We start from the raw sequence: 12,582 nt of genomic DNA on the forward strand, positions 1-12,582 counted from the left end.
GATACCCAGACCTATGACCGATTTCCTCGATACCGATTACACCCAACGCTTCATCTTCGATGACAGCGACACTCGCGGCGAACTGGTGTCGCTGGAGCGCAGCTATGCCGAAGTGCTCGCCAAGCACCCGTACCCGGGACCGGTTGCGCAATTGCTGGGCGAACTGATGGCTGCCGCGTCATTGCTCGTGGGCACCCTGAAATTCGATGGCCTGCTGATTCTTCAGGCCCGTTCCGAAGGCCCGATCCCGTTGCTGATGATCGAGTGCTCCAGCGAGCGCGAAATCCGTGGCCTGGCGCGCTATCACGCCGATCAGATTCCGGCCGACGCAACCCTCGGCGACCTGATGCCAAACGGTGTGCTGGCCTTGACCGTCGACCCGATCGCCGGCCAGCGCTATCAGGGCATCGTCGACCTCGACGGCGAAACCCTGTCCGACTGCTTCACCAACTATTTCGTCATGTCCCAACAGGTCGGCACCCGCTTCAAACTGTGCGCCGATGGCCGTCGTGCCCGTGGTCTGCTGCTGCAGCAGTTGCCGGCCGATCGCCTGAAAGATGAAGAAGAACGCGCCGCCAGCTGGCAGCACATCACCGCGCTGGGCAACACCCTGACCGCTGATGAACTGTTGAGCCTGGACAACGAAACGGTTCTGCATCGCCTCTACCATGAAGAGCAGGTTCGTTTGTTCGATGTGCAGAAACTGCGCTTCCACTGCAGCTGCTCCCGCGAGCGTTCGGGCAATGCACTGGTCAGCCTGGGGCTGGAAGATGCGCAGGCGCTCGTCGCCGAGCAAGGTGGAAAAGTCGAGATCGATTGCCAGTTCTGCAACCAGCGCTACCTGTTCGATGCGGCAGATATCGCTCAATTGTTCGCTGGCGCGGGCGTCGAGACGCCGTCAGATACCCGGCACTAAAACGGTTCAGCGCAGGTAAATTCACTGCTCAACGACGGAATATCGCCGTTACGACGGGAGGACCCTACTCTTTTTGGGCTTTTCTGGCATAATCCGGCCCACTTTTTTCGCGGTAGTAGTGCACGACTTTCTACTACAAAACGTTTGGAGCACACTCGGCCACTGGCCGACGGGGAACCTCATGACGCAAGCCAATAACGCCGTGTACACCGATCTGAGTGTTGATGATCTGGTAAAAGAAGCCCTGAACCGCGGTGAAGGCGAGCTTGCCGATACCGGCGCTCTGGTCGTTCGCACCGGTCACCGCACCGGCCGTTCGCCAGTCGACCGTTTCATCGTTGAAGAGCCTTCCACCCAGGCTGCCATTGCCTGGGGCCCGATCAACCGCAAGTTCCCGGCCGACAAGTTCGACGCGCTGTGGGCTCGTGTTGAAGCATTCAACAACGCGCAAGAGCATTTCGTTTCCCACGTGCATGTAGGCGCGGCCGAAGATCACTACCTGGCCGTGAAGATGACCACCCAGACTGCCTGGCAGAACCTGTTCGGTCGTTGCCTGTTCATCAACCCGGCTCAGTACAACCCGGCCGGTCGCGAAGAGTGGCAAGTGCTGAACGTTGCCAACTTCGAGTGCGTGCCTGAGCGTGACGGCACCAACTCCGACGGTTGCGTGATCATCAACTTCGCCCAGAAGAAAGTACTGATCGCCGGCATGCGTTACGCCGGTGAAATGAAGAAAGCCATGTTCTCCGTGCAGAACTTCCTGCTGCCGGCCGCTGACGTGCTGCCAATGCACTGCGCTGCCAACATCGGCGAAGAAGGCGACGTGACCCTGTTCTTCGGTCTGTCGGGCACCGGCAAGACCACCCTGTCCGCCGACGAAAGCCGTTACCTGATCGGTGACGACGAACACGGCTGGGGCGAAGGCGTTGTCTTCAACATCGAAGGCGGCTGCTACGCCAAGTGCATCGACTTGTCCGAGAAGAACGAGCCGGTCATCTGGAAAGCCATCAAGCACGGCGCAGTACTGGAAAACGTCGTGATCGACGACGCCAAGCACGCCGACTACGCCGATGTCAGCCTGACCCAGAACAGCCGCGCGGCCTACCCGCTGGAGCACGTTGCCAAGCGTTCCGAGAAGAACCTGGGCGGCGAGCCAAACGCTGTGATTTTCCTGACCTGCGACCTGACCGGCGTCCTGCCGCCAGTGTCGATCCTCAACGAAGAGCAAGCGGCCTACCACTTCCTGTCCGGCTACACCGCTCTGGTGGGCTCGACTGAAATGGGTTCGGGCAGCGGCATCAAGTCGACTTTCTCCACCTGCTTCGGCGCACCGTTCTTCCCGCGTCCTGCCGGCGAATACGCTGAACTGCTGATCAAACGCATCCGCGGCTTCGGCTCCAAGGTCTACCTGGTCAACACCGGCTGGACCGGCGGCGGCTACGGCGTCGGCAAACGCTTCAACATCCCGACCACCCGTGCGGTGATCGCAGCGATCCAGAGCGGCGCGCTGATCGGTGCAGCCACCGAGCATCTGGACACCATCAACCTGGACGTGCCACTGGCCGTACCGGGCGTCGAAACCAACCTGCTCAACCCACGCAACACCTGGGCTGACAAGTCTGCATACGACGAAGCTGCCAAAGCATTGGCCGGTCTGTTCATCGAGAACTTCAAGAAGTTCGAAGTGAGCGACGCGATCAAGGCTGCCGGGCCTAAGTTGTAAGACTGGGTTTGTAGCGAATGAAAAGCCGCCTCTTGGGGCGGCTTTTTCATTCACACTTTTTTATCGCGTTTAGTCGTGTGATAGCAATTTTGTATGTCGCAATTTGCGTGAGATATAAGACTAGTGATTTTCTGCTTGTTTCGATCGAATAGAGAATGCTACAAACTGCTATTAATGCTGCAATTAATATCGATTGGATCTCTAAGGTCGACAGGAAAGAAATGGTAACACTTGCTGAGATGAAAAGTTCACTAAAAGCGGAGGTTCTTCTGATTTCTTTCTCTGCTTCTTCTTTTTCTGATTTCCATAAAATTTTTATTTCGAACTCTCGTGTGATGAAGAAGTCGTTTTTTTGAAGCTCTAGTTCTTTTAGGGTGCCAACTATTTTGTTAAGTTTTTTGATGGTGGATCTTTGAGAGGTGTTTGATATTTTCTGATGTAAGATTGCTGATAAATAAAATATTACTAACGCTAGAAGTATTGTGGTTATAGCGGGAAGTGTAGTTATTGTTGATGTGAATTGATTCGTTAATTCTGATATTGATGGATTGTTCTGTATGGTTTCTACTAGTTCTATGTTTTTAGGGGCGATAAGGAAAATAGCAATTGTGAATATTGCTAGTCGTTGACGGGTGAGGAGCCCATGAACTGACTTTAGGCTTTCCTCGATTAAGCTGTCAAATATCATTTTTGGAATGCTATAAAGACGATGTCGCCTGATAGTGGGTCGAATGTCCCATATACAGATAGTGGACATGCGATTATGTCTATTTCAGATTTGCCAATGTTGAATTTATTCAATACCAATGCATCGGCTTCGCTTGCTACAAGTAGCTTCATCTCCTTTTCTGTTGCGGAGCATATAAACTTTCCTACGTATGGAAAGCTGGTGCCACCTCGATTCACTAGCCCTTCGAGTCTTCCACTATAGAGCACAGGGTGCGCAAGCCGTTGCGCTCTGACTACGTTTGCGAACGCTTTGCTTTTTTGTTGATTAAAAATATATGTAGCTTTGTTGGCTGGATCAGCATTATGGATGGTTATTTCATCGTCTATGCATGATCTTGATCTCAAAGGTGCGAGCATATTATTTATGTCATTTAAAAATGCTGCTTGTGCATACTCGGTTTGTGCCACATTTTCTTTATCAATTAAAGATTCGTGGCTAATTGGAGTTAATAAATTATTCGTCAGTTGTAAGCGAACGGTTTCGACTCTAGTATCGAAAGTCGACACTTTGCTATTGATTGTATTTTCTGCCTCTCTATAGGGCTCAGCCAGAAAATTGTTAAACCGTGAAGTCGCGCCCGCAAGTAGATTACCTACTAGAGGTAATATTATAGAACCTTCAATGATCTCCTCTAAATACAGATCTGCAATTGGGTAGTGAACTTGATGGAGTGTGGCCCCCTTCCCAACGGTGGCTCTAGTCTCATACATTACTATCTTATCGATTGCGCGCTGCAAGTGTGGGAGTGTATGGGATAGTGTGCGAATTGATATTTTATTCCCTTTTGCTAATGCGCCATCGAATTTAATTATTAGTTGGTTGTTCATGCGCGTGCCTCAGCAGAAAAGCTAATTGTAGGTCGTGTGCGTATATAGAGATTTCTTTCAATGCTTTTTTGAATGGTTTTGCGGGGGAAGTAATTAAAGAATGGTCTCAACTTTCTAAAAAGTGAGGAAGACTTTATAGCACTAAAGCGTATTTTGAAATTTTGCTCTGGGTTTCCGTAGATTTTTTTCATTGCAGAATCCATTCTCTTCTTTGTACCTATAGCTTTTTCACTCGCTTCAGCTATGTACTATGGAGAGGTTAATCCGGAATGGTGTCATATTGCTAGCTCGTTATGGCATCTCATGCATGCCATTTTGCTATGGATGCATATCAGCTTATTCAGGCGAGGTCTGGGAGACATGCTGTTGGTTGGACATGGGCGGAAGGTGCGGGAAAAAATTTGCATTTTGGAATACTGCGCGCCTTCACCTGAGGCAGGTATCGATTGTTACTTACAAAAGTACGTGGTTACGCCAGCAGCCATTCACAGATTTTTTTCGTAGCAAATCGATTTTCACGCTGAGGTTCTGTAAACGTTGAAACGGACGTGAGTAAGCTGAGGGCGTTGGTTAAGTCATTTGCTAGCACCAAAGCTACGCAACAGAATTCATATCCAGTTGTTGCTTCCTCCTCCCCACCCAGTTCGGTGAGCGTGCCATCCTCGACAATCCAGACTAGCCAGCAGGCTATCGAACTGATGAGTTTAATTTTGCGTTCAAGGTAGCCGGGATCTTTGTGAGAAAACTATATGATCTGGCGAACTGCGGGATTATTAGGAAGGGTTGAGGAGGGGGGGCTCTGGCTGACGATGCCAGACGAAAGCAACAATGCATCCTTGCTTAGCAGGCCAGCGCATTCAGTACGTGAACCGGGTCGTTATGAATGGCTTTCAACAAGGCTTTGGCTGGCCCTGTTGGCTCACGACGACCCTGTTCCCAATTTCGTAGAGTGCCGAGCTGGACGTCGATCAGTGCCGCAAATTTGGCCTGGGTCAAACCGGTAGCTTTACGAATTTCTTTGACCTGCAATGCATCAACGTGGAATTCGCGAGAGGGTGTGCGCTCGCCTCGTACGATCTCGTCCATCTCTTGCACACTTTCCATCAGCTCATCAAAAAATTTGCTCATGGTCATCTCCATTTTTCGATCAAGACCTTGAGTGCTTTACGCTCATCGCTGGACAGATCGTGTTGTTCATTTTTAGGGTAGATCATCAATAACCCGATTTGTGACGCCGAAACGAAGTGGTAGTAGATCACCCGTGCTCCGCCTCGCTTGCCGTGTCCTTTCGCTGCGATTCGGGTTTTGCGGATCCCGCCTGTGCCTTCAATTACATCGCCAATCGAAGGACTTACAACCAGTTGCTTCTGAAAAGCGGCATACGTGTCATCGTCCAGCAGCTCTTTTACTCGACGGGTAAAGATCCGAGTCTCAACAAAAATCATCGTAAATGTACGCCATTGGCTTACCTTCCAGCAATGCTGAAGGGATTTGAGTAGATGACTGGTAAGTGATCGTTCTCATGTCGAACATGGGAACGATCTGATCACTCAACCTCAGACTGGAGCTTTCCAGTTGAGCATTCGTTGCTGGGCGACCTGCAACAGGTCAAACCCGTCTTTGGTCAGCAGGTAAAGGGCGTGGGTGATGTGAGGAATGTCTTCAACGTCGGCATGTTTGAAGCAGAGGCAGTAGAGAGTTTGCAGCAGGTCGCTTGAAGCGCGCAGGCGCTGGACGGCGCATTCGAGGATGTCTTGCGGGTTGGCCTCGGTGTCGATGACCAATGGCTTGGTGTCGGTGAGGTTGGTATCAAGTGGGCGGTAGCGATCGTTGGGGAACTGGTTCCATGATTTCATTGGTTAGACTCTCTCAAGTATCCGAAGAACCGCCAACATCATGACCAAACGATAGGAGGCGGACTGTGTTCGGGTTGGTCAACCAGAGAGAGAGAACTCCAGGCACGCCGAAGCGTCCCAAACACAGCCGCCATAAAGCGTGCCGCATGAATCAGGCGGCAAGCATACAAGGGCATGCGAAGTTTCTCTCTCATTTTCAGGTGACCAAACCCCAGTCGCTGATTTGGCAGCGACAGTCACGACTATAGATTTGAGCTAACAAACGGCGATAGCCGATAAGGCATCACTCCATGTAGGACGTGGACGAAGATTCCATAGGGTCGTTCCTACGGATTCTTGCGTGTTCTCAACAGTTCACGTTTCGCTGCCATCAAGCGTCTCGACTCTTCATCGGGGATGCTTGGCCGGGGATCATCGATGCTTTTCTGAACTTGCCGAGTAACCCACTCTTTGTAGGTCTCCTCGTCGCGGTGAGGTTCAATTCCGTCAGTGGATCTATCCATCGTTCAATTCTCCCGTGATTGTTTTGACGTCTGTTACCGGTCCCGCCTCAACGTATCGCCCGATACGCCTCAACATCCAGCACACTCGTCGTCAGCCCGGTCGCCGGGCTGTAGATCGTGCCTTTCACCGTCGAGAACGGAACGCCTTTGCTGCCAAGCGAAACGTAGCGCTCGCCTTGATCCAGTTCGGTGAACCAGGTGTAGGAGCACTTCTCCATGGCCTTGTATTTCGCTGCCGCGTTGACGATGGCGGCGGTGTGGTTGCGAAGGTCGGCGTCGGTGAGGTTGAGGTTTTTGTCGAGGACGGTGCCCCAGCGTTTCAGGCAGACCTCGGCAAAGTGGCGCACGATCAGGCCGGGTTCGGCCAGCATTTTTGGACCACTGTTGCCGTCGGCGGAGGCGTTGCCGACCAGGGTGGCGTGACGGCCGGGCATGGGGAAGATGCTGGTCTTGGTGCCGGTCGCGGTTTGCGGGATGACGCAACTGAAGCCCTTGGAGCGTTCATCCCGCGCGTAGAAACCCACATACTCTTTTACGTTGCTGTTGAGCTTTACCCGTTGTTCCTGAAAGTTGCCAATGCCTGGCACCGGATCAATGGCGAAGATATTCACTGGAATGTTTTTCAGTGCACTGTCCTTGAACATGGAATTGGCCAGCATGTGACAACTGATACCGCCGCGGCTCCAGCCCACCAGATTGACCTTCGTGGGAATGATGCCGTCCTTGCGGTGCATTTTGATGATTTGTTCCTGTAACTGTTGTTGCGTGATGTGGCGATTACCATAGTTATATTTACGCCACAGCCAGGAGCCTTCGACCTCAACATCTTCAATCGGGATGCCGGCGGCTTTGAGGCGGTTGTATTCCACTTCGGTCAGTTGCTCGCGCTGCCAGTCGCACTTGCCTTTGATGATATTTACCGCGTGCTGGACATTTTCGTCCCAGCCCTTGCCGAACAGGGTCCCGCTGAGGCCGTAATCCTTGGATCGGGTGAACAGTTCATCGGCTTGCAGGTTGCTGGTGCCGGGGCCGTTGATGATGATCCACTCGGCGTACTGGTGACCGAGGATATTGTTGGCCAGGGTGGAAACCAGTTCGCCATTCCAATAGTTTTCGTGGGTGTCATCAAACTTTGTCGAACCTGTACCGCAAAAGAAAATAGTTAACGTCGTCATATTATTGCTCTTGTTGGTTGATGTAAGAGCAGCAGGCTAGTTCCGATCTTTGCGGTAATGGAAGCAATGGGTTGTTGCGAACTTTGTAAGTTTTTCGGCGTGCTTTAACTATTTATTCTTTGTCGGGCAACTTCCAACAAGTCACAGCCGTCCTGCGTCAACAAATAAAGCGCATTGACGATGTTGGGGATGTCTTTCACATCGGCCTGTTTGAAACACAAGCAGTAAAGAGTTTCCAGAAGATCGCTGGCGGCGCGCAACCGAAGGTCGGCGGCATTGAGTAAATCACCCGGTGATGCTGCGGTGTCGATGACCATTACCGGGTTGTCGCCGTCGCAGGTCCTGAGAGGGCGAAAACGATTATTCAGCGGTGTGAACATGTTCATGATTGAGGCGTGTCCTTTTCGAAGTCGCTTCGGCGGGCCGACACAGTGTATTCAGTCGCGCCGGCCACTATAGAAGGGCTCCTTCAAGTGGAACAAGACAGCCACAATGGACAGAATTCGTAGGGGTTTTTCCGGGGTTCGGGCATTTGCCCTACGCGTTTTTGCGGCTTTTTCACAGCCAAACCCTGACGGGCGAAATTTCCCACGTGTTTGTCGGGCGATTCCCGTTAAACATCTGTATGGTGCGCGCCAGAATCCGTAGGGCGTTTCCAGACGTCAGACATCGACTTAAAGGGAATTAGGTATGCAGTGGCTACGAATGGCCTCGATCATTTTGCTTTGGGCCAGTGGTTGTCGTTTGGCGTTGGCCTCCGAGGCGGGCAACGGACTGGTGCTCACGCAAGTGGAGCGCGCTGACTGGCCGGACGCACTCACGACCCAGGCCAGCATCGACACGGCTTCCCGCGCCGAAGTGCTGATGTTCGGCAAGGCACTGCTGGCCAGCGAAGGCCTGGATGAATCCGCACTCAAACAACGTCTGGGCGTGCCGCATGTGCAGCTCAAGTCGATCCGTCAGGTGCGTGAGGGTTTGTGGGATCGTCTGCTCTCCACCTATCGCAACGCCAGTCAGAACTGCGACGAGCAAGCGTTCTGCCCACGGGTGCGCAGTGTTGCCGACCTGCGTCAGTTGGCGGCGGCATTCACCGGTGATATCAGCCCGGCCCATGCACTGTGGGCCAGCAAAAGCCAGGGCGTGCATGAGCAACTGTTGAACGAGCAGTTGCGAGTGGCGGTGTTGCAGCCGTAGGGTCTGCTAAGCCGTTGGCGTGGGGCTCGCTGTCACCACGCTGGCGAGTGGCGGAAGCTCGCCGGGAAAGGGCAAGCACCCGCCCAGCAACAGGCTCTGGATAAGAAAGGCGAAGAGCAATTTCAAACGGTTCGACATGTTCATTCCTTGGCGAGTCTCCAGAGGTATCGGCCGTCCTGGCGCGATGAATATCGGACGTTACTCTCGCCACAGCGATGCAGGCGAGGAACAAAGTGTTTCGTTTGTTTCAGGCCGTGGCTCGACGTTTCACGCTGTATCATCCCGTATCGATTTGACCCCCGACCTTTTCTCGACGCGCTGCGATCGCCCGCTAGGCTGTTGGCATCACAGCGGTCAACGGAGTGACAGCGAATGCACAACACCCTGGAACAGGTTTTCGGTTATCCACAGTTTCGACCCGGCCAGGAAACCGCAATCAGCGCCGTTCTCGCCGGGCGCTCGGCCGCCGCGATATTTCCCACCGGCTCCGGCAAATCCCTTTGTTACCAGGTCCCGGCACTGTTGCTGCCACACCTGACGCTGGTGGTCTCGCCGCTGCTGGCGCTGATGCAGGATCAGCTGGAGTTCTTGCGTCGGCACGGGATTTCGGCAGGCAGCATCGATTCGGCGCAGAGCCGCGAAGACGCCAACGATGTGATGGCTCGCGCCCGTTCCGGCGAACTGAAGATCCTGATGATTTCCGTGGAGCGTTTGAAGAACGAGCGCTTTCGCAACTTTTTGCAGCAGGTGCCGATTTCACTGCTGGTGGTGGACGAGGCGCACTGCATCTCCGAGTGGGGCCACAATTTCCGCCCCGACTATCTCAAGCTGCCGGACTACCAGCGCCAGTTCAACATCCCGCAAACCTTGCTGCTGACTGCCACGGCAACGCCGAAAGTCATCGCCGACATGCAGGCGAAATTCGCCATCGCGGCAGAAGATGTGGTGACCACCGGCTTCTACCGACCCAACCTCAATCTGCTTGTCGAGCCGGTGCGTGGACAGGACAAGCGCCGCCGGCTGGTGGAGTGGATGAGCGAGCGCGCGGGTCAGCCGAGCATCGTCTACGTCACGTTGCAGAAAACCGCCGAGCAGATTGCCGAACATCTTGAGCGCAATGGCATTCAGGCCGAGGCTTATCACGCCGGTTTGCCCCATGAACAACGGGACGCGATCCAGAAGCGCTTCATGGGTGGGCAGTCCAATTGCATCGTCGCCACCATCGCCTTCGGCATGGGCATCGACAAGAGCGACATCCGCAACGTGGTGCATTTCGACCTGCCCAAATCCATCGAAAACTACAGCCAGGAAATCGGCCGCGCCGGACGTGACGGGCAGCCGTCCGACTGCCTGGTACTGGCCAACCGCGACAGCCTCAACGTGCTGGAAAACTTCGTGTTTGGCGACACGCCGGAACAGGACGGCATTCGTCACGTGCTCGACGAATTACAGGCCGCCGCGCCCGAAGGCCAATGGGAATTTCTGCTCGGGCCGCTGGCGGACCAGAGCAACATCCGTTCGTTGCCTTTGAAGACGTTGCTGGTGCAGCTGGAGCTGCGAGGGTTGATTGCCCCGCGCTACGCGTACTACGCCGAGTACCGCTTCAAATATTTGCTGGAACCCGAGGCGTTGCTTGAGCGTTTTGAGGGCGAGCGAAGGGATTTCGTTGCCGCGATCATCCAGACCTCAAGCCGCGCGCGCACTTGGGCCACGGTGAATTTCGAGGCGATGTACGAGCAGTATTCCGCCGAGCGCAATCGGGTGGTGAAGGCGCTGGATTACTTTCAGGAAAAGGGCTGGGTCGAGCTTGAGAGCAAGCAAATGACCGAGGTCTACAACGTCCTGCGCAGAGATTTCGACAGCCAGGCCCTGAGCGCTGAACTGCATGACTATTTCACCCGTCATGAGCAAACCGAAGTGGCGCGGATTCATGCCATGCTCGAGCTGTTCGCCACCGAGCGATGCCTCGGATATCGGCTGGCCGAATATTTCGGCGATCACAATGCGCCGCAGCAGTGCGGGCATTGCTCTGTCTGTCACGGGCACGTCGCCTGGCTGCCGACACCGCCGGAATTGCCGGCGCTTGTGGATAAAAACTTTGCGGCGTTGTGTGGCGATTTTATCCACAGGCATCAGCAGCACGCTGGTAACGCTCCGTCGGCGGAGCGATTGACCCGGTTTCTATGCGGAATCAGTGTGCCGTTGTTTATCAAACTCAAGGCGCGGGCCATGTCCGGGTTTGCGGCGCTGGAGGAATATCCGTACGCCGAGGTACGGGCCTGGGCTCAGGCGCATCTTTGAAGTCTCGAATCCATCTGCTGAATGTCGATCATCACGGCAATGAACTTCAAAAATGCCCGGTGGCTGACTATGGTGATGGCTGTCTTCGGATCTCCAACAAGAGAACAACATGAGCCAGACATCCTTCGCTATTCAGCAGGCCGCCGTGATCGGCGCCGGCACCATGGGCCGCGGCATCGTCATGTGCCTGGCCAACGCCGGCGTGTCAGTGCAGTGGGTCGATAACAATCCACAGATGCTTGAGCAGGCGCTGGCCACCGTGGCCGATACATACGCGCACAACGTGCGCCAGGGACGTATCGACCAGGCCGAGGCCGATGCGCGGATCGCCCGTATCAGTGCGGCGGCAGACTATGTGGCGATCCGCAACGTCGACCTGGTGATCGAAGCGGTGTACGAAAACCTCGAACTCAAGCAGAAGATCTTCCGCGAGCTCGATGGCGTGCTGAAGCCCGAGGCGCTGCTGGCGAGCAATACCTCGGCGCTGGACATCGACGCCATCGCCGCCGCGACACGGCGTCCGACTCAAGTGCTGGGCCTGCATTTTTTCAGCCCGGCGCACATCATGAAATTGCTGGAAATAGTCCGTGGCGCGCAGACCTCGCCCGCGGTACTCGAAGCCGCGCTTGAGCTGGGCAAGCGCATGGGCAAAGTCAGTGTGGTGTCGGGCAACTGCCACGGTTTTATCGGCAATCGCATGCTCCATCCGTATGTGCTCGAAGCGCGCAAGATGTTGCTCGAAGGGGCGTATCCGCATCAGGTCGATGCGGCGTTGCAGAGTTTCGGTTTTGCCATGGGGCCCTTTCGCATGTACGACGTGGTCGGCATCGATCTCGAGTGGCGTGCCCGCGAACTGGCCGGCAAGGGGCAGGACGCGCCGGAACTTCAGGTGGATAACCGCTTGTGCGAACAGGGTCGCTTCGGTCAGAAGTCCGGTAATGGTTACTACCACTACGAGCCGGGCAGCCGTCAGGCCGAGCATGATCCCGAGGTCGATGCGCTGGTGGTGAGCGTCAGCGAAGGGTTGGGGTTTCATCGGCGGGATATCGGCTCGGAGGAGATCCTTGAGCGTTGCCTGCTGGCGTTGGTCAACGAGGGCGCGAAGATCCTGCAGGAAGGGATTGCCGAGTCGGCGCATGACATCGATCAGGTCTACCTGAATGGCTACGGCTTCCCTGCGGAGCGGGGCGGGCCGATGGCCTGGGCAGATGATCAGGGGCTGGCCGACATTCACAAGCGATTGCTGGCGCTGGAGACCCGGCAGGGCGATCACTGGCGGCCGGCGCCATTGATTGGCGAGCTGGCGGCGCGAGGCAAGGGTTTTTACCTTTAGACTGGGCAGATCACTCCAGGAATC

At 54.7% G+C, this 12,582-nt stretch carries 13 protein-coding genes; 5 read left to right on the top strand and 8 right to left on the bottom strand.

The window, feature by feature from the left end; translation table 11 throughout:
• Positions 1 to 13 precede the first annotated feature (13 nt).
• Positions 14 to 916 carry an Hsp33 family molecular chaperone HslO gene (gene hslO / locus QR290_RS02380; protein ID WP_289204251.1) on the top strand — a complete coding sequence of 301 codons (903 nt, stop codon included), beginning with the start codon at positions 14 to 16 and terminating at the stop codon, positions 914 to 916.
• Between the two features lie 181 nt (positions 917 to 1,097).
• Positions 1,098 to 2,639: a phosphoenolpyruvate carboxykinase gene (locus QR290_RS02385; protein ID WP_289204252.1), complete on the top strand. Its 1,542-nt coding sequence runs from the start codon at positions 1,098 to 1,100 to the stop codon at positions 2,637 to 2,639.
• Between the two features lie 46 nt (positions 2,640 to 2,685).
• Here QR290_RS02385 and QR290_RS02390 read toward each other — a convergent pair whose 3' ends face one another.
• The 8 genes from QR290_RS02390 to QR290_RS02420 form a co-directional block, all read right to left on the bottom strand.
• Positions 2,686 to 3,327: a hypothetical protein gene (locus tag QR290_RS02390; protein WP_162803799.1), complete on the bottom strand. Its 642-nt coding sequence runs from the start codon at positions 3,325 to 3,327 to the stop codon at positions 2,686 to 2,688.
• The gene (locus QR290_RS02395; RefSeq protein ID WP_162803800.1) at positions 3,324 to 4,196 is read right to left on the bottom strand and encodes a hypothetical protein; all 873 of its coding nucleotides are present in this window, start codon (positions 4,194 to 4,196) and stop codon (positions 3,324 to 3,326) included. Before QR290_RS02395 ends, QR290_RS02390 begins: the two co-directional genes overlap by 4 nt.
• Before the next feature lie 840 nt (positions 4,197 to 5,036).
• Complete coding sequence (nadS, locus tag QR290_RS02400; RefSeq protein WP_115076185.1) at positions 5,037 to 5,324, bottom strand: NadS family protein; 288 nt, start codon at positions 5,322 to 5,324, stop codon at positions 5,037 to 5,039.
• Positions 5,325 to 5,326: 2 nt separating this feature from the next.
• The gene (locus QR290_RS02405; protein WP_115076186.1) at positions 5,327 to 5,641 is read right to left on the bottom strand and encodes a type II toxin-antitoxin system RelE/ParE family toxin; all 315 of its coding nucleotides are present in this window, start codon (positions 5,639 to 5,641) and stop codon (positions 5,327 to 5,329) included.
• 111 nt (positions 5,642 to 5,752) lie between these two features.
• A complete protein-coding gene (locus QR290_RS02410) occupies positions 5,753 to 6,052 on the bottom strand; it encodes a hypothetical protein (RefSeq protein WP_115076187.1) in 300 nt (99 codons plus the stop codon).
• Between the two features lie 326 nt (positions 6,053 to 6,378).
• Complete coding sequence (locus tag QR290_RS28645; RefSeq protein WP_346001550.1) at positions 6,379 to 6,555, bottom strand: hypothetical protein; 177 nt, start codon at positions 6,553 to 6,555, stop codon at positions 6,379 to 6,381.
• A 47-nt stretch (positions 6,556 to 6,602) separates the two neighbouring features.
• Positions 6,603 to 7,730, bottom strand: coding sequence for a hypothetical protein (locus tag QR290_RS02415; RefSeq protein ID WP_289204253.1), 1,128 nt, complete (start codon positions 7,728 to 7,730; stop codon positions 6,603 to 6,605).
• A gap of 104 nt (positions 7,731 to 7,834) precedes the next feature.
• Positions 7,835 to 8,116 (bottom strand): hypothetical protein, encoded by a 282-nt coding sequence (locus tag QR290_RS02420; RefSeq protein ID WP_205350838.1) that lies wholly within the window; start codon positions 8,114 to 8,116, stop codon positions 7,835 to 7,837.
• Between the two features lie 304 nt (positions 8,117 to 8,420).
• On the opposite strand from QR290_RS02420, the gene QR290_RS02425 reads away from it, so the two are divergent.
• From QR290_RS02425 to QR290_RS02435, 3 genes are all read left to right on the top strand, one after another.
• Positions 8,421 to 8,924: a polysaccharide deacetylase gene (locus QR290_RS02425; protein ID WP_289204254.1), complete on the top strand. Its 504-nt coding sequence runs from the start codon at positions 8,421 to 8,423 to the stop codon at positions 8,922 to 8,924.
• Between the two features lie 372 nt (positions 8,925 to 9,296).
• A complete protein-coding gene (locus QR290_RS02430; protein WP_289204255.1) occupies positions 9,297 to 11,225 on the top strand; it encodes a RecQ family ATP-dependent DNA helicase in 1,929 nt (642 codons plus the stop codon).
• A gap of 109 nt (positions 11,226 to 11,334) precedes the next feature.
• Complete coding sequence (locus QR290_RS02435) at positions 11,335 to 12,558, top strand: 3-hydroxyacyl-CoA dehydrogenase (protein ID WP_289204256.1); 1,224 nt, start codon at positions 11,335 to 11,337, stop codon at positions 12,556 to 12,558.
• Positions 12,559 to 12,582: the final 24 nt, after the last annotated feature.

This window comes from Pseudomonas fluorescens, from assembly GCF_030344995.1.
Lineage (GTDB): Bacteria > Pseudomonadota > Gammaproteobacteria > Pseudomonadales > Pseudomonadaceae > Aquipseudomonas > Aquipseudomonas fluorescens_BF.